We start from the raw sequence: 18,939 nt of genomic DNA, 5'->3' as shown, positions 1-18,939 counted from the left end.
TAAATCTTAGCTTAATAGCCCAACTCGGCGGCTTTGAGGTACATGCCGTCCGGGCCTTGGGCAATCCGCAGCTTGCGCACGTCGCCGGCCTTGAGCGTGATGTTCTGGGCGGGCGGGGCGAGCATGCCGGGCAGACAGCCCGGCGATTGCCCCGGCAGCAGTTTCAGGCGCAGTGACACATTGCCGGCAGGCAGGTTGAATGAAGTGGACTCTTCCTGAAACAGGCGGCCGGCCAGTTGATCCTGGATATACAGGCCGATTTCACAGGACGTCGGCACTTCCAGGCGCTCCCGGGAAATGATCAGCACCGCGTAGTCTTCAGCGGCGGGCGCAACGGCAGAAAAACTCATCAGGCCGGCAAGGGCAAAAAAAGACCAGCGCATGGCGAATGCTCCGTGGGTCACATCGATAAAGTTGAAGCTTGGCCGACGTCGCCGCCGAATACCAGCCCGGCCGACGTTTCTGAAACTTGACCTTGCCATCGTGGCAAGGTCGAGACTGGGTTCAACCTCATCCAAGGAGTCTTGTCATGCAAATATTCAATGTTGAAGGAATGACCTGCGGCCACTGCGTTCGGGCGGTGACCCAGGCGGTGCACAGCCAGGATGCAGATGCCGAGGTGACGGTCGATCTTGCGGCGAAGCAGGTCAGGGTGCAAAGCCAGCTGGAGCGCGAAGCCATCGCACAGTTGATCAAGGAAGAAGGCTACACCGTCGTCTGATTTTTAATAGTTAGCGAGCTATCTTAATGTTCAAGGCACCCAAGCGCGGCTAGACTGTCGGGCTGCCGACTCACTTGGGTGCCTGATGAACCTTCGCATTATTCTGATCCTCGGCGCCTTGAGCGCCTTTGCGCCGTTGGCGATCGACTTTTACCTGCCGGGCTTTCCGGCCATCGCGAGCGCTTTTGCCACCGACGAAAAACATGTCCAACTGACCCTGGCGGTGTATTTCGCGGGGTTGGCCATCGGCCAATTGATCTACGGCCCGCTGGCCGACCGCTTTGGCCGGCGCGTGCCGCTGCTCAGCGGTGTGACGCTGTTCACCCTCGCGTCCTTCGCCTGTGCCTATGCGCCGTCCCTGGAATGGCTGATCGGTGCGCGTTTCGTGCAGGCGCTCGGCGGTTGTGCGGGCATGGTGATCTCGCGGGCGGTGGTGAGTGACAAATGCGACGCCGTGGGCTCGGCCAAGGTGTATTCGCAACTGATGCTGGTCACAGGCCTGGCGCCCATCCTTGCGCCGCTGGCGGGTGGGTTGATGGTGGGGCTGTGGGGCTGGCAGTCGATTTTCCTGGCGCTGTCGCTGTTCAGCGTGATGGCGGCCATTGCGGTGGCGGTGGGCTTGCCGGAAACCTTTCCGGCGCATCAGCCGCGCCAGCCGTTGTCCGGCTCGTTGCGCCGCTACGGCGCGCTGTTGTCGGACCGGGTTTACCTGGGCTACGCCCTGACCGGTGGCATCTCGATTGCCGGGATGTTTGCCTATATCGCCGGTTCACCGTTCGTCTTCATCAAACTGTATGGCGTGCCCGCCGAGCATTACGGCTGGCTGTTCGGTTCCAATGCCGCCGGGTTTATCCTGGTGGCGCAGTTGAATGCGCGGTTACTGGCCAAACGCGGCCCGGCGTTTCTGCTCTCGCGTACGGTGTGGGTTTACGTGGCGGCGGCGCTGACGCTGCTTGGGATTGCAGCGCTGCGCACCGAAGCCCTGTGGCCGTTGCTGGTGCCGTTGTTTATCTGTATCGCCAGCCTGGGTTGCATTCTGCCCAACACCTCGGCGTGCGCCATGAACGGGCAAGGCGCGCGCGCCGGCAGCGCCTCGGCCTTGCTCGGGTGCATTCAATTTGGTGTGGCGGCGGGGGCGGCATCGTTGGTCGGGGTGTTGCACGACGGCACGGCCATGCCGATGGCGATGGTCATCAGCCTGTGCGGGGTGCTGGCGGTGACGATTGCGATGGCGACTTTGCGCCTGCAACGGGCAAGGGCCGCGCAGGCGCAGGTCTGAAGAGCCGATCAGCCGGCGGCGCGTTGCTGGCTGAGTGGAAAGCGGTGGGGGGCCTGGATGCGGGTTTGCAAGGTGTCGGCGAAGGCACGGGCCTCGGCTTCGGTGTGAAAAATAATCGACCGCTGGTCCAGGCGGACCTCCCACTGGGATTTTTTTGCTAACGCTTTTATCAGGATCTTCATTGCTGACTTCCTCACGTAAAAGAATCGTGGCAAAGGCGGCCAATATAAACCCGTATGCGCTCACAGAGATGACAAAGGTCAACTCTCGGACTAATGGTGTCGTCCATTACTTACATAAGTAACAGACGACACTGACAGCCGTTTTCTAGAACCCCTCTAACACGATCTTGCCCTTGGCCTTGCCGCTTTCCAGCAGCGCGTGGGCACGGCGCAGGTTCGCCGCATTGATAGCGCCAAAATGCTCGCCGAGCGTAGTTTTCAAGGTGCCGGCGTCGATCAGCGCGGCCACGCGGTTGAGCAGGTTGTGCTGCTCGATCATGTCCGGGGTCTCGAACATCGAGCGGGTGTACATGAACTCCCAGTGCAGCGACAGGCTCTTGCGCTTGAGCGAGCTCACGTCCAGCGCCTTGGGGTCGTCGATCAACGCCAGCTTGCCCTGGGGCTGCAGGGCTTCTACCAGTTGCTCCAGGTGCAGGTCGGTCTGGGTCAGGCTGGCGACGTGGGTCACTTGCGGGTGACCGGCGTGTTTGAGTGCCTCGCTCAGCGGCTGGCTATGGTCGATCACCAGGTCGGCGCCCAGGGCCTTGGCCCATTCCTGGGTCTCCGGGCGCGACGCGGTGCCGATGACTTTCAGCGCGGTGAGCTGGCTGGCCAGTTGGGTCAGGATCGAACCCACGCCGCCCGCTGCGCCGACGATCAACAGGCTCTGGCCCTGGTCCTGTTTGCCCTCGGCTATTTGCAAGCGTTCGAACAGCAGCTCCCAGGCGGTGATGGCGGTCAACGGCAGCGCCGCGGCTTCGGCAAAGCCCAGGCTCTTGGGCATATGGCCGACAATGCGTTCGTCCACGGTGTGCAATTGGCTGTTGCCGCCCGGGCGCACCAGGGAGCCGGCGTAGAACACCTTGTCGCCGGCCTTGAACAACGTCACTTCGCTGCCGACCGCCTTGACCACGCCGGCCACGTCCCAGCCGAGCACCTTGGCGGCGCCGTTTTCCGGAGCGACGTTCTGGCGCACCTTGGTGTCCACCGGGTTGACCGAGATGGCTTTGACTTCCACCAGCAGGTCACGCGGCCCGGCGACGGGTTCTGGCAGTTCGATGTCTTGCAGGGCGTTCACGTCGCTGATGGGCAGGGAGGTGTAATAGGCGATGGCTTTCATGATTTCTCCGGGGTAAATACGGTCAATGCAGGCGCGCGCTTGCTCGCGAAAATCGTTAACGAGGACGCGATACTTCTGGTTGAACACGTCGTTCCTGCGTTTTTCGCGAGCAAGCTCGCTCCTACAGAAAAAGGGGGTAGTCAGGCGAGAAACTTCAGGCGCTTGAGTTCGAAGTGTTCGATCACGTCGGCGGCCTTGGTCCGAAACGCCTGGATATGCGCACTCTGGTCGTGGTCGGCCAGGGCCGCGTCGTCGCTCCAGCGCTCGAGCATGTAGAACGTCTCGGGATGTTGCAGATCCTGGTGCAGGTCGTACTGCTCACAACCGGCTTCCAGGCGAGTTGGCTCAAGCAGACCGCGCAGCAGGGTTTCCAGGGTGGCCTGTTGGCCGGGCTTGGCGATCAGCGTGGCGATCACGTTAAAGGCGGTAGACATATCAACTCCTGGTCGATAGGGAACGGGATGGCCAGATGATTGGCTATTTCCAGCACGGATAAAAGCGGCTAAAACAAAGGTCTGTTTCAATAGAAAATTGATAATTGGCGGAAATTGATGCTGCGCTTTGATGATTTGCAGTTGTTTGTCCGGGCAGCGGACCTGGGCAGTCTGTCGGCGGCCGCGCGGGTCATGGACCTGTCCCCGGCGGTGGCCAGCGCTGCGTTGAAGCGCATAGAACAACAGCTGGGCGCGCGTTTGCTGGCACGCTCCACCCGCAGCCTGCGCTTGACCGCCGAAGGTGAGGGGTTTCTCACCTATGCCCGCGCCGCGTTGAGCTCACTGGATGAAGGGCGGCGCCTGCTGGCCAGTGGGCAGGACCATGTCAGCGGCATGCTGCAACTGTCGGCGCCTTCGGATTTCGGTCGCAACCTGCTGTTGCCCTGGCTGGATGACTTCCAGCGTGAATACCCGCAACTGAGCGTGCGCCTGTTGCTGGGGGATCGCATTGCCGACCTGTACCGCCAGCCGGTGGACATCGCCTTGCGCTATGGCGAACCCGAGGATTCCAGCCTGGTTGCGCTGCCCATCGCGCCGGAAAATATCCGGGTGCTGTGCGCGGCGCCCAGTTATCTGGCCCGACACGGCGAACCGCGGCATCTGGAGCAACTGGCCCAGCACAATTGCCTGCTCTACATGCTCGCTGACCGGGTACACGACCATTGGCGTTTTTATGACGGCAAGCGCGAGGTCAGCCTGACGGTTTCCGGCGATCGCGTCAGTGACGACGCCGACGTGGTGCGCCGCTGGGCGGTGGCCGGCGTCGGCATTGCCTACAAGTCCTGGCTGGATGTGAGTACCGACGTCGTGGCCGGGCGTCTGCGCTTGATCCTGCCGGAGCTGCGCGGTGAGCGTACCCCGCTCAACCTGCTGTGCGCGCACCGTGCGCAGTTGAGCAAGCCCGTCAACTTGCTGCGGGAAATGCTCGTGTCCCGTTGTGCGACATTGACGAAGCAACTGTCGGAGCGATTCGCTGTGAAGTAATGGCCTCCAGCAAAGCAGGACATTTCCCTCGAGTGCTGTCCGCATTCAGGCTGTAAGACGCCATGGAACCGGCTGTTTTGGCCCCTATACTTTGGCGCCAACCGCAGCAGAAAAACGGTTCAACGGGGAGTCGAAAGATGGAACAGGCACCATGTATCAGTCGTATCGCCAGCTTGCTTGCCGAGCCCAAGCGCACCGCAATGCTGTGGGCATTGATGGACGGTTCGGCGAAATCTTCAGAGGAGTTGGCGACGTTCGCCGGGCTGTCACCGGCGTCGGCCAATGCCCATCTGGCGCGGTTGACCGGCAGCGGCTTGCTGCGGGTCGAAGCGCGCCGGGGCAAACGGCTGTTTCGCGTGGCGGCGGCCGATGTCAGTGCCGCCATCGACGCGCTGGCGACGACCACCATGGCGAGTGCGGCGCGCGCCGCGCCGGATGTTCAGCTCCCCGCGTTGCAGACCCCGCCGCTGGTGCGTCGCGCCCGCGTGTGCCACGACCATCTCGGCGGTGAACTGGCGGCCGGGCTGTATCAACGGATGGCGCAGGCAGGCTGGATCCAGCGCTACGAACAACGTACCGAAGTGACGGTCAAGGGCACCCGGCATCTGGCGGAGCTGGGTATTTTCATCCAGGCATTCTCGTCGCCGTTGGTGTGTGACTGTTTCGACTGGAGCCAGCAGCAACCGCATGTCGGCGGTGCGCTCGGCGCCGGGCTGTTGCGGCTGTTTTTGCAGTCGAACTGGGTGAGTGCCATCGGCGAGTCCCGGGCCTTGGCTGTCAGCGACGCAGGGCTTGTGCACATCAACCGGTTGGCCGCACTGCAGGAGCGTCGCTCCTAGTTTCGGTCAGGTCGCATCCAGCAATCGCCAGGGCAGACGATGCCGCACACTCGGCCAGGGGTTTTTCACACTTGGGGGTGGGGCATGGGGATGCAGGGCTATAGCGCAGCAGAGCGGCTGGAACGGTTGCCCATCAGTGGTTACCACCGAATCATCTTCATCATCATTGCCCTGGCGTTTTTCTTCGACTCCATGGACCTGGCGATGATGACGTTCCTATTGGGCTCGATCAAAGCCGAGTTCGGCCTGAGTACGGCCCAGGCCGGGTTGCTGGCCAGTTCGAGTTTTTTCGGCATGGTGGTCGGCGCTTCGCTCTCCGGAATGCTCGCCGATCGCTTCGGGCGCAAGCCGGTGTTTCAGTGGAGCATCGTGTTGTGGGGCGTCGCCAGTTACTTGTGCTCCACGGCGCAGACGGTCGAGGCGCTGACCCTGTTTCGCATCCTGCTGGGCATTGGCATGGGCATGGAGTTTCCGATCGCACAGTCGATGTTATCCGAGCTGATTCCGGCAAAGCGACGCGGGCGGTATATCGCGTTGATGGATGGTTTTTGGCCGCTGGGTTTTGTCGCGGCCGGGGTGCTGTCTTACTTCCTGCTGCCGGTGGTGGGTTGGCGCGACATCTTCCTGGTGCTGGCGGTGCCGGCGATATTTGTGCTGGCCATCCGGTTTTTTATTCCGGAGTCGCCGCGCTGGCTGGAACAGGCCGGGCGCCACGAGGCGGCGGATAAGGTGTTGCTGGGCATCGAGCAAAAGGTGCGCGACTCCCTCGGGGGCGCCGACTTGCCGCAGCCTGTTGCCTTGCCGCGGGTGGCGAGTACGCCCGGCACGTTCTTCTCGGCCTTCCAGCAGTTGTGGTCGGCTCAGTACCGTCAACGCACGATGATGATCTGGAGCGTGTGGTTCTTTGCCCTGCTCGGGTTCTACGGACTGACGTCGTGGTTGAGTGCGTTGCTGCAGCAGTCAGGCTTTGCCGTGACGCAATCGGTGTATTACACGGTAATCATTTCCCTGGGCGGGATCCCCGGTTTCCTGATGGCGGCGTGGCTGGTCGAGCGCTGGGGACGTAAGCCGGTGTGCGTGGTGACGTTGCTGGGCGGCGGGGTGATGGCGTTTTTGTATGGGCAGAGCGCGGTGTTCGGCGGCAATGTCGGGCTGCTGGTTACGACCGGTTTGTTGATGCAGTTCTTTTTGTTTGGCATGTGGGCGGTGTTGTACACCTATACGCCGGAGCTGTATCCGACCTCGGCGCGCGCAACGGGGTCCGGGTTTGCCTCGGCGATTGGTCGCGTGGGGTCGTTGCTGGGGCCACTGGTCACCGGGCTGGTGTTTCCGATAACCGGGCAGGGCGGGGTATTTGCCTTGGGCGCGCTGTGTTTTGCGGTGGCAGCGCTGGTGGTGTGGGTGTTCGGGATGGAGACCAAGGGCAAGACGTTGGAGGAGTTGTCTGAAGTCTGACAGACAATATCCGCCCCTGTGGGAGGGGGCTTGCCCCCGATAGCGGTGTATCAGTCAATACATGTCTGTCTGACAGACTGCAATCGGGGGCAAGCCCCCTCCCACATTTAGCCTTCATTCATTCAGTAAAAATAGCGGTCAAGGCTTTACCAGTCGCGCATCCAGGCTGTTTTGCGCCAGGCGTTTGGCCTGGTCCTGGGTCATGCCCAGGGAGGTGTACAGCGCGTGGAAGTTCTCGGTGACATAACCGCCGAAGTAGGCCGGGTCATCCGAGTTCACCGTGACCTTCACCCCACGCTCTAGCATGTCGAGGATGTTGTGCTGGGCCATGTCGTCGAACACGCACAGCTTGGTGTTGGACAGCGGGCACACGGTCAGCGGGATCTGCTCGTCGATGATGCGTTGCATCAGGCGCTCGTCTTCGATGGCGCGCACGCCATGGTCGATGCGCTGGATTTTCAGCAGGTCGATGGCTTCCCAGATGTACTCGGGCGGGCCTTCTTCGCCGGCGTGGGCGACGGTGAGGAAGCCTTCGTGACGGGCACGGTCGAACACGCGCTGGAACTTGCTCGGCGGGTGACCCATCTCGGAACTGTCCAGGCCCACGGCGACGAACGCGTCACGGAACGGCAGCGCCTGGTCGAGGGTTTTCTCCGCTTCGGCTTCGCTCAGGTGGCGCAGGAAGCTGAGGATCAAGCCGCTGGTGATCCCCAGTTGCTGCTCGCCGTCCTTGAGCGCGGCAGCGATACCGTTGAGCACCACTTCGAAGGGCACGCCGCGGTCGGTGTGGGTTTGCGGGTCGAAGAAGGGTTCGGTGTGAATCACGTTCTGGGCTTTGCAGCGCAGCAGATAGGCCCAGGTCAGGTCGTAGAAATCCTGGGAGGTACGCAGCACGTCGGCGCCCTTGTAATACAGGTCGAGAAACTCTTGCAGATTATTGAAGGCGTAGGCCTTGCGCAGGGTTTCGACGTCGTTCCACGGCAGCGCAATCTTGTTGCGTTCGGCCAGGGCGAACAGCAGTTCAGGCTCCAGCGAGCCTTCCAGGTGCAGGTGCAGTTCAGCCTTGGGCAGGGCGTTGAGCCAATCGTACATAGCTAAAATCTCATCAGGTGCAATCGCGGCATTCTACAGGCCATGGCTGAAATAATCGGCAAAACCTGACCAGCAGGAGAGTATTTGATTTATTCGCACAAGTTCGACGTGAACTAAGGTGTAACGAAACGTTAGCGGCGTGGCGCAGTCTGTACCCCAACGATGACTGATTTGCCGTACATAAAGGCCCCCCATGCTCACTTCTCTCAAGCAAGAAAAATTCATGCTGCTGGCGCTGATTGCCGCCGTTGCCGCCTACCCGCTGGAACACTGGATGCTCCACAGTGGGCAGATGGTGGCGTTGCTCGCCGGTCTCGCCTTGATTGCGTTTATCGTGATGGCGTCGATGCGCGTGGCCCACCATGCCGAACAACTGGCGGAAAAGGTCGGTGACCCCTACGGCACCATGATCCTGACCCTGGCCGCTGTGCTGGTGGAAGTGGTGATCCTGGCGATCATGATGAGCAACGAGCCTTCACCCACGCTGGTGCGCGACACTATCTATTCGGCGGTGATGCTCGATATCAACGGCATCCTCGGCCTGGCCGCGCTGATGGGCGGCATCAAGCATGGCGAGCAGTCCTACAACGACGACTCTGCACGCACCTACAGCGTGATGATTCTAACCGCCATGGGCGTGTCGATGGTGGTGCCGGAGTTTATCCCCGAGGCCGACTGGAAAATTTACTCGGCCTTCACCATCGGCGCGATGGTGGTGCTCTACACCTTGTTCCTGAGAATGCAGGTAGGCCCGCACAGTTATTTCTTCAGCTACAGCTACCCGGAAAAACGCCGCAAGAAATCAACCGAGCAAGAGCACGAGCAGCCCGTAAACCTCGCGTTCTCGATCGGCACCCTGGTGTTTGGCGTGATAGTGATTGGTGCGTTGGCCGAGGTGATGTCCAAGACCCTCGACCTGGGCCTGGAGGGCACGGGCGCCCCGCCGGTGATCACCGCGATCGTCGTGGCGGCTATTTCCGCCGCGCCGGAAATCCTGACGGCATTGCGCGCCGCCTTGGCCAATCGCATGCAGTCGGTGGTGAACATCGCGCTGGGTGCGTCGCTGTCGACGGTGATCCTGACGGTGCCGGTGATGGAAGCCATGGCGCTTTACACCGGCCAGCCATTCCAGATGGCGATGACGCCGGTGCAGACAGTGATGGTGTTTATTACGCTGATCGTCAGTGCGATCAACCTCAATGATGGCGAAACCAATGCCATCGAGGGCATGACGCATTTCGTGCTGTTTGCGACCTTTATCATGCTGTCGCTGCTGGGACTGTAACCCGATTTCAAGAGCACCATAAAACCAAATGTGGGAGGGGGCTTGCCCCCTCCCACATTTTGGACTGTGCTTGGTTTAGATTCCGGCGATCAACTGACGGGCCGCCCGGGTGTGATCGGCGATCAGAGCTTTCAGGTCCAGGCCTTCCACTTGTCCGTCGATTACCCGCCATCGACCCGCGATCATCACTCGGTCCGCTCGATCGGCACCGCACAGCAACAGTGCGGAAATGGGATCGTGGCTGCCGGAGAAGCGCAGCTCATCGAGTTTGAACAGCGCCAGGTCCGCCTGCTTTCCTACCGCCAACTCTCCAATATCCGTACGCCCCAACAACTGCGCCGAGCCTTTGGTCGCCCAGCCCAACACACCTTCAGGGGTAATTTTTTCCGCGCCGTAACGCAGGCGCTGGATGTACAGAGCCTGGCGCGCTTCCAGAATCATGTTCGAAGCGTCGTTGGAGGCGGAACCGTCCACGCCCAGGCCGAGGGGGGCACCGGCCGCGAGCAGGTCGAGGGTCGGGCAGATACCGGAGGCCAGGCGCATATTTGAACTCGGGCAATGGCAGATGCCCGTGCCGGCAGCGCCCAGGCGTGCGATTTCATCCGGGTTGAAGTGAATACCGTGGGCCAGCCAGGTGCGCGGGCCGAGCCAGCCGACGCTGTCGAGATAATCCACCGTGCGCAGGCCGAAACGTTGCAGGCAGAAGTCTTCCTCGTCGAGGGTTTCCGCCAGGTGCGTGTGCAGGCGCACGTCGAGCGAGGTGGCCAGTTCGGCACTCGCGCGCATGATTTCGGGGGTAACGGAAAACGGCGAACAGGGCGCCAGGGCAATCTGGATCTGCGCGCCGTCGCCGCGCTCGTGGTATTCACGGATCAGGCGTTGGCTGTCGTCGAGGATGACCTGGCCCTGTTGCACGGTCTGCTGCGGCGGCAGGCCGCCATCGGCTTCGCCCAGGCTCATGGAACCACGGGTGAGCATGGCGCGCATGCCCAGCTCGCGTACGCTGTCGACCTGCACATCAATGGCGTTTTCCAGGCCGTCGGGGAACAGGTAGTGGTGGTCCGCCGCCGTGGTGCAACCCGAGAGCAGCAATTCCGCAAGGGCCACTTTCGACGCCAGGGCGAGTTTTTCCGGGGTCAGTCGGGCCCAGACCGGATACAGGGTTTTCAACCAGGGAAACAGCGGCTGGTTGACCACCGGCGCCCAGGCGCGGGTCAGGGTCTGGTAGAAATGGTGGTGCGTGTTGATCAGCCCGGGCAGGACGACATGCTCGCGGGCATCGAACACCTGCGCACAGGGTTGTGCAGGTGCTTGCCCTTGGGCCAGCACTTCGGTGATGACGCCGTCTTGCAGCACCAGGCCGCCACGGGCATCGAGGCCATTGGCGGTGAAGATCGCGAGGGGGTTTTTTAACCAGATACGGGTCGCAGGCATTGGCCGGCTCCTCTGAATGATGGGTTCAGGTTTGCCAGCTCAGTGTTGCCCTGTCTGCTGATCCAGGGTCGCCGGTGAAGGCGAGGTGGCAGTCTAACGCTGTAGGAGCGAGCTTGCTCGCGAAAATCGTCAACGATAACGCGGGCAGTCTGGTTTAACGCGGTGCCTGGGCGTTCTTCGCGAGCAAGCTCGCTCCTACAGTTGCGGCCATTACCAGGCGATGGTGTCGCCCTTGTAGTCCACAAAATGATGGCCGCCCTTGCCGGTGTAGGCATTTACCTGGTCCACCAGGCCACGCACGCTGGTCTCGACGTCGATGTGCGCATTTTCGCCACCCATGTCGGTTTTCACCCAGCCCGGGTGCAGCGATAACACCGTCGGCTTGTGCTCGCCCAGTTGGGTGATAAAGCTGTTGGTCATGGAGTTGAGCGCCGCCTTGCTGGCCTTGTACAGCGCCATGTCCGAACCGTCGGGAATGGTGACGCTGCCCAGCACCGAACTCATGAAGGCCAGCACGCCGGTGTCCTTGCGGATCTGCCCGACAAAACGCTGGGCCAGGTTGATCGGGGCCACGGCGTTGGTGAAAAACAGTTGGCCGACTTCCGCCAGGGTGGCGTGCCCCGGCTCCTGGTTCGCGGGGCCCTTGACGCCGGCATTGACGAACAGCAGGTCGAAGGTGCGGTCTTTCAGGCGTTGGGCCAGGGCGATAACGGCTTGCTGATCGTCCATGTCGAGTTTTTCGATCTGCACCGGGCCCACGGCTTTCAGGGCGTCGGCCTTGTTCGGGTCACGCACGGTGGCGGTCACGTCCCAGCCGTCCTGGAGCAGTTGCTTGACCAGGCCGAGGCCCAGCCCGCGCGAGGCGCCGATGATCAGTGCGGTTTTTGGCGTAGACATGAAAAGCTTCCTTTGGAGTCGCGGTTCAGGGAGTTGCAGTGAGCAACAGTAGCAGTTTCAGCGTTGCAGCAGGATACGTCCCCGGCTCAGGTCGGCGAGCTGGGTTTGCAAGGTGTCGATGTGGGCTTCGCCCAGGGCCAGTTGCAGCTCCACGCCGTTGGCGGTGAAGGTTTCTTCCACGATCAGCCCGTCCAGTTCGGCAACGCGCAGCTTCAGCAGGTTCAATTCGGAGAAACCGCAGGCGCACCTCAGCGGTACGCGACTGATCAGCTCGATGCGCTCGGCATTCTGCAGGCATTTATTTGCGCCGCCGCCGTAGGCACGGGCCAGACCACCGGTGCCCAGTTGAATCCCGCCGTACCAGCGAATCACCAGCACCACGACCTGATCAAACCCTTGCGCCTCAATGGCCGCCAGGATCGGCCGCCCGGCGGTGCCGCCGGGTTCGCCGTCGTCGTTGCTGCGGTATTGGTCGGCCAGTTTCCAGGCCCAGCAGTTGTGCGTCGCGTTGAGGTCGCTGTGCTGCTCGATAAACGCCTGGGCGTCGTGCGCGCTGGTAATCGGCGCCGCCAGGGTGATAAAGCGGCTTTTGCGTATTTCTTCACGAAATTCGCAAAAGCCTGTGAGCGTGAATGGCATAAGTCGCTTCGTTCAGGGGGCCGGCTTGATGCCGCAGCCTTTGAGAATAATGTGGATCAGGTTGGTGCCGGCGTCCTCCATGTCCTGCTTGGTCAGCTTGGTGCGGCCGGTGACGCGGCAGATCTGGGTGGCGAAGTCGGCATAGTGCTGGGTGCTGCCCCACAGCAGGAAGATCAGGTGTACCGGGTCGATGGGGTCCATCTTGCCGGCATCGATCCAGGCCTGGAACACGGCTGCACGGCCGCTGAACCAGGCGCGGTAGTCCTGGCTGAAATATTCAGTGAGGCATTCGCCGCCGCTGATGATCTCCATGGCGAAGATCCGCGAGGCCTGTGGCTGGCGTCGCGAGAACTCCATCTTGGTGCGGATGTACCGGGAGAGGGCCACGGCCGGGTCGTCCTCGGCGGTCAGCGCGTTGAACGTGCTGTCCCACAATTCGAGAATATTGCTGAGCACCGCAATGTACAGGCCTAGTTTGTTGGTGAAGTAATAGTGCAAGTTGGCTTTGGGCAGCCCGGCACTGGCCGCGATGGTGTTCATGCTGGTGCCCTTGTAGCCATGGCGCGCGAATTCATCCTCAGCCGCCTGGAGAATCGCTTGTTCGTTCTTTTGCCGAATGCGGCTGGCGGGTTTACCGGCATGGTTGCTGTGGGCAGGAACTTCGAGGCTCATGGAGGTTTCCGTGCTGATCGATGGGGGCGACGTGTGCACAGATAACCCACCCTCAAGCCTCAGACAAGTGTTGATGCAATAAAACCGTCAAAGCGATTCCAGGGAGTCGCTTTTGGGCGTGGGGTTTGTAACGGCGTGGACGGTTTTGGCCTCGGGTAACAGCAGGCACAGCACAATGGCAGTCAGCCCGCCGCTGGTGATGGCGGAGTCGAACAGGTTCTGCACCAGGGTTGGCATCAGGTGCAGCAGGTTGGGCTGAGCGGCGATGCCCAGGCCGACACCGAAGGAGGTGGCGATGATCAGCATGCTGCGTCGATCCAGTGGCGCCTGGGCCAGGATGCGCACACCGGCTGCGGCGACGCTGCCGAACATGACCAGGGTCGCACCGCCCAGCACCGGTTTGGGGATTTGCTGCAACACCGCGCCGATCATGGGAAACAACCCAAGGCATACCAGCACCACGCCGATGTACAAGCCGACATGACGGCTGGCCACGCCGGTAAGTTGGATCACCCCGTTGTTTTGCGCGAAGGTGGTATTGGGGAAGGCGCTGAACGTGGCGGCGATCATGCAACTGACGCCATCCCCGAGCACGCCGCCTTTGAGTCGGCTTATATAAGACGCACCGCTGATGGGTTGGCGGGCGATCATGCAGTTGGCGGTGAGGTCTCCGACGGTTTCGATGCTGCTGATCAGATAAATCAGCGCGATGGGCAGGAAGGCGCTCCAATCGAAGTTGAAACCAAAGCGAAACGGCACGGGCAGGCTGATCAGAGGCACGTCGGGTAATGCCTGGGGCACCAGCTTGCCACTGAACCACGCGGCGAGGCTGCCGAGCGCCAGGCCGATGATAATGGCCGAGAGGCGTACCCAGGGCGTGTTCGAGCGGTTGAGCAGGATGATCGTCAGCACCACGAACAGGCCCAGGGCCAGGTTGATGGGGGCGCCAAAGTCGGGGGCGTTGAACCCGCCGCCCAGATCGGTGATGCCGACTTTTATCAGGCTGATGCCGATCAGCGTAATCACGATCCCGGTCACCAGGGGCGTGATGACCCGGCGCAGCTGGCCGATAAACCGGCTCAGCACGATCTGCACCAGGGCGCCGAAAAAGCACACGCCGAAAATCATCGCCAGGATGTCCTCAGGGCTGCCGCCGCGTTGCTTGACCAGGAAGCCGGCGGAGAGCACCGCGCCCAGGAACGCAAAGCTGGTGCCTTGCAGGCAAATCATCCCGGCGCCGATACCGAACGGCCTGCGCGCCTGGATGAAGGTGCCGACGCCGGAGACCATCAGCGCCATGCTGATCAGGTAGGGCAGGTGCGCGGTGAGGCCCAGGGTGGAACCGATGATCAAGGGCGGCGTGATGATCCCGACGAACGCGGCCAGCACATGTTGCAGGGCGGCCAGCAGGGCGGGCAGTGGTTTGGGGCGATCATCGAGGCCGTAGATCAAGTCGTTGGGGCTGGAGGATTCTGGTGGCATGGCGGGTCAACTCGGGGCGGACGGTTCAAGGTCCTTGTGCCTTGCAAAAAACTGTCCACCTGCTCAGCTTTTTGTGCAGAGCCCGTGTTAGCGCGTTGCCGCCAGGCTCTCTAGAAAACTTTCCAGCACCAAATGGGGGCGACGGCCCTTGCGCGTGACCGATGCCAGGCTCAAATCGTAAAACCGTGTAGCCGGTTTCAGCGCGCGCAGTCGGCCTTGTTGTACCCAAAGGTTGGCGTAATGGTCGGGCAGGTAGCCGATATAGCGCCCGGTGAGGATCAGGAACGCCATGCCCTCACGGTCCGAGGCGCTGGCGGTGCACGTGAGCGCCTGGTAATGGGCCTGGATCTCGGCGGGCAAGCGGAAGGTGGGGGCGATGGCGTCCTGGCTGTCGAGGCGCGTGTCGTCCAGTTGCTTGTCGTCGGCATAAAACAGTGGATGCCCGACCGCGCAATAAAGCAGCGAGCGCTCGCTGTACAGCGGTTGGTACTCCAGGCCCGACAACGCGCTGGCCTGGGGCACCACGCCGACATGCAGACGGCCGTCGAGGACACCTTGCTCGACTTCACTGGGGGCGATCATGCGGATTTGAATTTGCACATCCGGGCCACGTTCCTTCAATTGCGCCAGGGCGTGGGTGATGCGCATATGGGGCAGGGTGACGAGGTTGTCGGTCAGGCCGATGATCAGCTCTCCGCGCAAGTGCTGGTGCAGACCATTGACTTCGGTGCGAAAACTTTCCAGCGCACTCAACAGTTGCAACGCCGACTGATACACCTCGCGGCCTTCTTCCGTCAGCGAGAACCCCGCGCGGCCGCGTTGACAGAGCCTCAGCCCGAGGCGTTGTTCCAGGTCGCTCATTTGCTGGCTGATGGCCGAACGACCAATCCCCAGTACGGTTTCCGCCGCCGAAAAGCCACCACACTCCACCACGCTGCGAAAGATGCGCAGCAGGCGGATATCAAAGTCGCTGACCTGGGCCAGGGGGTCGGGGCGACGGCTGCTCATAGTTTAGTGAAGTCCTGACTGAAGGTTAGAAGAGTTGGATTTCACCGACTTTATCCCCGTGGCAATTTAGCTGCAACTACGCTTTTTTCAATCCCGACGCTACCTTTGCCTTGCGAGGTTTTGCTGATGAACATGCCGGAAAACGCCCCATCATCCCTGGCCAGCCAACTCAAGCTGGATGCTCATTGGATGCCTTATACCGCCAACCGTAATTTTCAGCGCGATCCGCGCCTGATCGTGGCCGCCGAGGGCAGCTGGTTGACGGATGACAAGGGGCGCAAGGTCTACGACTCGCTGTCGGGCCTTTGGACCTGCGGCGCCGGGCATACGCGCAAGGAAATCCAGGAAGCGGTGGCCCGGCAGTTGGGCACCCTGGACTACTCTCCGGGCTTCCAATACGGTCATCCGTTGTCCTTTCAACTGGCGGAAAAGATTACCGACCTGACCCCTGGCAACCTCAACCATGTGTTCTTCACCGACTCCGGCTCCGAGTGCGCCGATACCGCCGTGAAGATGGTGCGCGCCTACTGGCGCCTGAAGGGCCAGGCCACCAAGACCAAGATGATCGGCCGCGCCCGTGGGTATCACGGTGTGAACATTGCCGGTACCAGCCTGGGCGGCGTCAACGGTAACCGTAAGCTGTTTGGTCAGTCGATGATGGACGTCGACCACCTGCCGCATACGTTGCTGGTGAGCAATGCCTTCTCCCGTGGCATGCCGGAGCAGGGTGGTATCGCATTGGCCGATGAGTTGCTCAAGCTGATCGAACTGCATGACGCATCGAACATCGCTGCGGTGTTTGTCGAGCCGATGGCCGGTTCCGCAGGCGTGTTGGTGCCGCCACAGGGTTACCTCAAGCGTCTGCGCGAGATCTGCGATCAGCACAACATCCTGTTGGTATTCGACGAAGTGATCACCGGTTTCGGGCGCACCGGTTCGATGTTCGGCGCCGACAGCTTTGGCGTGACCCCGGACTTGATGTGCATTGCCAAGCAAGTCACCAATGGCGCCATTCCGATGGGCGCGGTGATTGCCAGCAGCGAGATCTATCACACCTTCATGAACCAGGCGACGCCGGAATACGCGGTGGAGTTTCCCCATGGCTACACCTACTCGGCGCACCCGGTGGCCTGCGCGGCCGGCCTCGCGGCACTGGACCTGCTGCAAAAGGAAAACCTCGTGCAGAGCGTAGCCGATGTCGCACCGCACTTTGAGAATGCGCTGCATGGCATGAAGGGCAGCAAGAACGTGATTGATATTCGTAATTACGGCCTGGCCGGAGCCATCCAGATTGCGCCGCGTGACGGGGATGCCATCGTGCGTCCGTTCGAGGCCGGCATGGCGCTGTGGAAAGCCGGTTTCTACGTGCGCTTTGGCGGTGACACCCTGCAGTTCGGGCCAACCTTCAACAGCAAGCCGCAGGACCTGGATCGCCTGTTCGATGCGGTCGGTGAAGTGCTGAACAAGATCGACTGATTTCTCCTTCTATATAGAACAACTTTTCAGGAGCCCTGCATGAGCCTTATCCAGCATTTGATCAACGGTGAATTGGTCAATGACAGCGGTCGTAGCGCCGATGTGTACAACCCGTCCACCGGCCAGGTCATTCACCAGGTGCCATTGGCCAGTCGCGAAACCATTCAACAGGCGATCGACTCGGCCAAGGCGGCGTTCCCGGCCTGGCGTAACACGCCTGCGGCCAAACGGGCGCAGGTGATGTTTCGTTTCAAGCAGTTGCTGGAGCAGAACGAAGCGCGTATCTCGCAGCTGATCAGCGAAGAGCACGGCAAGACGTTGGAGGATGCCGCCGGTGAGTTGAAGCGCGGAATCGAGAACGTTGAATACGCGTGCTCGGCGCCGGAGATTCTCAAAGGCGAATACAGCCGCAACGTCGGCCCGAACATTGATGCCTGGTCGGATTTCCAGCCGCTGGGCGTAGTGGCGGGCATTACGCCGTTCAACTTCCCGGCGATGGTGCCGTTGTGGATGTATCCGCTGGCGATTGTGTGCGGTAACTGTTTCATCCTCAAACCGTCGGAGCGTGACCCGAGTTCGACGTTGCTGATCGCGCAGTTGTTGCAGGAAGCGGGTCTGCCCAAAGGCGTGCTGAGCGTGGTGCATGGTGACAAGGGCGCGGTGGATGCATTGATTGAGGCGCCCGAGGTAAAAGCGCTGAGCTTTGTAGGATCGACGCCGATTGCCGAGTACATTTATTCCGAAGCGACCAAGCGCGGCAAGCGCGTGCAGGCACTGGGTGGCGCGAAGAACCACGCAGTGCTGATGCCCGACGCGGACCTGGATAACGCCGTCAGCGCCTTGATGGGCGCGGCGTATGGCTCCTGCGGTGAACGCTGCATGGCGATCTCGGTGGCGGTGTGTGTGGGTGACCAGGTGGCGGATGCGTTGATTGCCAAGCTGGTACCGCAGGTCAAGGCGCTGAAGATCGGTGCGGGCACCACCTGTGGCCTGGATATGGGCCCGCTGGTGACGGGGCAGGCGCGGGATAAGGTCAGCGGCTATATAGAAGAGGGCGTGTCGGCGGGCGCCGAGTTGGTTGTTGACGGTCGCGGCTTGAGCGTCGCCGGGCATGAAGAAGGGTTCTTCCTCGGTGGCAGCCTGTTCGATCGCGTGACCACCGAGATGCGCATCTATAAAGAAGAGATCTTCGGGCCGGTGTTGTGCGTGGTGCGTGTGGACAGCCTGGAAGCGGCGATGCAGTTGATCAACGACCATGAGTACGGCAACGGTACGTGCATCTTTACCCGTGACGGTGAGGCGGCGCGCCTGTTCTGTGATGAAATCGAAGTGGGCATGGTGGGGGTTAACGTGCCTTTGCCGGTGCCCGTGGCTTATCACAGCTTTGGTGGCTGGAAGCGGTCGCTGTTTGGCGACTTGCACGCCTATGGGCCGGATGGGGTGCGTTTCTATACCCGTCGCAAGGCGATCACCCAGCGTTGGCCGCAGCGGGCCAGTCATGAAGCCTCGCAGTTTGCTTTCCCCAGTTTGTAAGGCGGGATAAGTAAGGCCGGCCCCTTGGGGCCGGCCTTCGCGTTTTCCGGGGTTTTTTGACTTATATGACAGAAATGTGAAAAAGAAGGTTGACGGCAGATTCTGTGCGCCTATAATTCGCCCCACTTCCGGCGCAGTCGAAACGGAAAACTCCTTGGTAAACAATGAGTTAAGTAGTTTTAGACAGCAGGCCGCTTCAGTTCATCGAAGCCAAAAGGAAGTTGAAAAAGAGGTGTTGACAGCAGCGTGTAACGCTGTAGAATTCGCCTCCCGCTTACGAGAGATCGCAAGCGCAAGTGGTTGAAGTT

General features: G+C 61.2%; 19 protein-coding genes. 8 read left to right on the top strand and 11 right to left on the bottom strand.

Annotated elements, in window-relative coordinates:
* Nucleotides 1–11: 11 nt before the first annotated feature.
* On the bottom strand, nt 12–383 hold the full coding sequence (locus BFP93_RS20395; protein ID WP_065886498.1) for a hypothetical protein: 372 nt from the start codon (nt 381–383) through the stop codon (nt 12–14).
* A gap of 146 nt (nt 384–529) precedes the next feature.
* Between BFP93_RS20395 and BFP93_RS20390 the strand changes: the two genes are divergently transcribed.
* Together BFP93_RS20390 and BFP93_RS20385 are read left to right on the top strand one after the other, a co-directional pair.
* On the top strand, nt 530–721 hold the full coding sequence (locus BFP93_RS20390; protein ID WP_065886499.1) for a heavy-metal-associated domain-containing protein: 192 nt from the start codon (nt 530–532) through the stop codon (nt 719–721).
* Nucleotides 722–806: 85 nt separating this feature from the next.
* Nucleotides 807–2,000, top strand: a complete 1,194-nt coding sequence (locus tag BFP93_RS20385; RefSeq protein ID WP_065894629.1) for a multidrug effflux MFS transporter — start codon at nt 807–809, stop codon at nt 1,998–2,000.
* Between the two features lie 8 nt (nt 2,001–2,008).
* Here BFP93_RS20385 and BFP93_RS28945 read toward each other — a convergent pair whose 3' ends face one another.
* The 3 genes from BFP93_RS28945 to BFP93_RS20375 form a co-directional block, all read right to left on the bottom strand.
* Nucleotides 2,009–2,182: a hypothetical protein gene (locus BFP93_RS28945; RefSeq protein ID WP_163001561.1), complete on the bottom strand. Its 174-nt coding sequence runs from the start codon at nt 2,180–2,182 to the stop codon at nt 2,009–2,011.
* Between the two features lie 145 nt (nt 2,183–2,327).
* Nucleotides 2,328–3,341, bottom strand: coding sequence for a zinc-binding alcohol dehydrogenase family protein (locus BFP93_RS20380; RefSeq protein ID WP_065894668.1), 1,014 nt, complete (start codon nt 3,339–3,341; stop codon nt 2,328–2,330).
* A 140-nt stretch (nt 3,342–3,481) separates the two neighbouring features.
* On the bottom strand, nt 3,482–3,775 hold the full coding sequence (locus BFP93_RS20375) for a putative quinol monooxygenase (protein ID WP_065886502.1): 294 nt from the start codon (nt 3,773–3,775) through the stop codon (nt 3,482–3,484).
* A 117-nt stretch (nt 3,776–3,892) separates the two neighbouring features.
* Between BFP93_RS20375 and BFP93_RS20370 the strand changes: the two genes are divergently transcribed.
* The 3 genes from BFP93_RS20370 to BFP93_RS20360 all read left to right on the top strand — a co-directional run bounded on the left by BFP93_RS20370 (nt 3,893) and on the right by BFP93_RS20360 (nt 7,113).
* A complete protein-coding gene (locus BFP93_RS20370) occupies nt 3,893–4,819 on the top strand; it encodes a LysR family transcriptional regulator (RefSeq protein ID WP_065894627.1) in 927 nt (308 codons plus the stop codon).
* 137 nt (nt 4,820–4,956) lie between these two features.
* Nucleotides 4,957–5,658 (top strand): ArsR/SmtB family transcription factor, encoded by a 702-nt coding sequence (locus BFP93_RS20365; RefSeq protein ID WP_065886504.1) that lies wholly within the window; start codon nt 4,957–4,959, stop codon nt 5,656–5,658.
* 84 nt (nt 5,659–5,742) lie between these two features.
* Nucleotides 5,743–7,113 carry an MFS transporter gene (locus BFP93_RS20360; RefSeq protein WP_065894625.1) on the top strand — a complete coding sequence of 457 codons (1,371 nt, stop codon included), beginning with the start codon at nt 5,743–5,745 and terminating at the stop codon, nt 7,111–7,113.
* Nucleotides 7,114–7,251: 138 nt separating this feature from the next.
* Here BFP93_RS20360 and BFP93_RS20355 read toward each other — a convergent pair whose 3' ends face one another.
* Entirely contained in the window at nt 7,252–8,205 is a 954-nt protein-coding gene (locus BFP93_RS20355; RefSeq protein ID WP_043051475.1) for an adenosine deaminase, read from the bottom strand.
* 193 nt (nt 8,206–8,398) lie between these two features.
* Here BFP93_RS20355 and BFP93_RS20350 point away from each other — a divergent pair, with 193 nt between their 5' ends.
* Nucleotides 8,399–9,490 (top strand): calcium:proton antiporter, encoded by a 1,092-nt coding sequence (locus BFP93_RS20350; protein ID WP_065886506.1) that lies wholly within the window; start codon nt 8,399–8,401, stop codon nt 9,488–9,490.
* A 75-nt stretch (nt 9,491–9,565) separates the two neighbouring features.
* Here BFP93_RS20350 and BFP93_RS20345 read toward each other — a convergent pair whose 3' ends face one another.
* From BFP93_RS20345 to BFP93_RS20320, 6 genes are all read right to left on the bottom strand, one after another.
* The gene (locus tag BFP93_RS20345) at nt 9,566–10,924 is read right to left on the bottom strand and encodes an 8-oxoguanine deaminase (protein ID WP_065894624.1); all 1,359 of its coding nucleotides are present in this window, start codon (nt 10,922–10,924) and stop codon (nt 9,566–9,568) included.
* A gap of 210 nt (nt 10,925–11,134) precedes the next feature.
* Complete coding sequence (locus tag BFP93_RS20340; protein WP_057726414.1) at nt 11,135–11,821, bottom strand: SDR family oxidoreductase; 687 nt, start codon at nt 11,819–11,821, stop codon at nt 11,135–11,137.
* Between the two features lie 57 nt (nt 11,822–11,878).
* On the bottom strand, nt 11,879–12,460 hold the full coding sequence (locus tag BFP93_RS20335; RefSeq protein WP_065894623.1) for an IMPACT family protein: 582 nt from the start codon (nt 12,458–12,460) through the stop codon (nt 11,879–11,881).
* 12 nt (nt 12,461–12,472) lie between these two features.
* Nucleotides 12,473–13,132, bottom strand: coding sequence for a TetR/AcrR family transcriptional regulator (locus BFP93_RS20330; protein ID WP_065886509.1), 660 nt, complete (start codon nt 13,130–13,132; stop codon nt 12,473–12,475).
* 87 nt (nt 13,133–13,219) lie between these two features.
* Nucleotides 13,220–14,614 carry a uracil-xanthine permease family protein gene (locus BFP93_RS20325; protein ID WP_065894622.1) on the bottom strand — a complete coding sequence of 465 codons (1,395 nt, stop codon included), beginning with the start codon at nt 14,612–14,614 and terminating at the stop codon, nt 13,220–13,222.
* An 87-nt stretch (nt 14,615–14,701) separates the two neighbouring features.
* The gene (locus BFP93_RS20320) at nt 14,702–15,622 is read right to left on the bottom strand and encodes a LysR family transcriptional regulator (protein WP_065894620.1); all 921 of its coding nucleotides are present in this window, start codon (nt 15,620–15,622) and stop codon (nt 14,702–14,704) included.
* 126 nt (nt 15,623–15,748) lie between these two features.
* Between BFP93_RS20320 and BFP93_RS20315 the strand changes: the two genes are divergently transcribed.
* Nucleotides 15,749–17,098, top strand: coding sequence for an aspartate aminotransferase family protein (locus BFP93_RS20315; RefSeq protein WP_065894618.1), 1,350 nt, complete (start codon nt 15,749–15,751; stop codon nt 17,096–17,098).
* A 39-nt stretch (nt 17,099–17,137) separates the two neighbouring features.
* Nucleotides 17,138–18,631: a CoA-acylating methylmalonate-semialdehyde dehydrogenase gene (locus tag BFP93_RS20310; protein WP_065894616.1), complete on the top strand. Its 1,494-nt coding sequence runs from the start codon at nt 17,138–17,140 to the stop codon at nt 18,629–18,631.
* The last annotated feature ends 308 nt before the right edge of the window (nt 18,632–18,939 follow it).

It is taken from the genome of Pseudomonas sp. 44 R 15 (genome assembly GCF_900004965.1).
Lineage (GTDB): Bacteria > Pseudomonadota > Gammaproteobacteria > Pseudomonadales > Pseudomonadaceae > Aquipseudomonas > Aquipseudomonas orientalis_A.
Note: the sequence above shows the minus strand (reverse complement) of the source record. Positions and strands in the feature narration are given on the sequence as shown.

Bases quoted from the DNA above. Each gene is read 5' to 3' on its own strand.
- BFP93_RS20395 (WP_065886498.1), bottom strand. From the start codon at position 383: ATGCGCTGGTCTTTTTTTGCCCTTGCCGGCCTGATGAGTTTTTCTGCC.
- BFP93_RS20335 (WP_065894623.1), bottom strand. From the start codon at position 12,460: ATGCCATTCACGCTCACAGGCTTTTGCGAATTTCGTGAAGAAATACGC.
- BFP93_RS20390 (WP_065886499.1), top strand. From the start codon at position 530: ATGCAAATATTCAATGTTGAAGGAATGACCTGCGGCCACTGCGTTCGG.
- BFP93_RS20380 (WP_065894668.1), bottom strand. From the start codon at position 3,341: ATGAAAGCCATCGCCTATTACACCTCCCTGCCCATCAGCGACGTGAAC.
- BFP93_RS20325 (WP_065894622.1), bottom strand. From the start codon at position 14,614: ATGCCACCAGAATCCTCCAGCCCCAACGACTTGATCTACGGCCTCGAT.
- BFP93_RS20320 (WP_065894620.1), bottom strand. From the start codon at position 15,622: ATGAGCAGCCGTCGCCCCGACCCCCTGGCCCAGGTCAGCGACTTTGAT.
- BFP93_RS20365 (WP_065886504.1), top strand. From the start codon at position 4,957: ATGGAACAGGCACCATGTATCAGTCGTATCGCCAGCTTGCTTGCCGAG.
- BFP93_RS20360 (WP_065894625.1), top strand. From the start codon at position 5,743: ATGGGGATGCAGGGCTATAGCGCAGCAGAGCGGCTGGAACGGTTGCCC.
- BFP93_RS20370 (WP_065894627.1), top strand. From the start codon at position 3,893: ATGCTGCGCTTTGATGATTTGCAGTTGTTTGTCCGGGCAGCGGACCTG.
- BFP93_RS28945 (WP_163001561.1), bottom strand. From the start codon at position 2,182: ATGAAGATCCTGATAAAAGCGTTAGCAAAAAAATCCCAGTGGGAGGTC.
- BFP93_RS20350 (WP_065886506.1), top strand. From the start codon at position 8,399: ATGCTCACTTCTCTCAAGCAAGAAAAATTCATGCTGCTGGCGCTGATT.
- BFP93_RS20385 (WP_065894629.1), top strand. From the start codon at position 807: ATGAACCTTCGCATTATTCTGATCCTCGGCGCCTTGAGCGCCTTTGCG.
- BFP93_RS20310 (WP_065894616.1), top strand. From the start codon at position 17,138: ATGAGCCTTATCCAGCATTTGATCAACGGTGAATTGGTCAATGACAGC.
- BFP93_RS20345 (WP_065894624.1), bottom strand. From the start codon at position 10,924: ATGCCTGCGACCCGTATCTGGTTAAAAAACCCCCTCGCGATCTTCACC.
- BFP93_RS20355 (WP_043051475.1), bottom strand. From the start codon at position 8,205: ATGTACGATTGGCTCAACGCCCTGCCCAAGGCTGAACTGCACCTGCAC.
- BFP93_RS20330 (WP_065886509.1), bottom strand. From the start codon at position 13,132: ATGAGCCTCGAAGTTCCTGCCCACAGCAACCATGCCGGTAAACCCGCC.
- BFP93_RS20340 (WP_057726414.1), bottom strand. From the start codon at position 11,821: ATGTCTACGCCAAAAACCGCACTGATCATCGGCGCCTCGCGCGGGCTG.
- BFP93_RS20315 (WP_065894618.1), top strand. From the start codon at position 15,749: ATGAACATGCCGGAAAACGCCCCATCATCCCTGGCCAGCCAACTCAAG.
- BFP93_RS20375 (WP_065886502.1), bottom strand. From the start codon at position 3,775: ATGTCTACCGCCTTTAACGTGATCGCCACGCTGATCGCCAAGCCCGGC.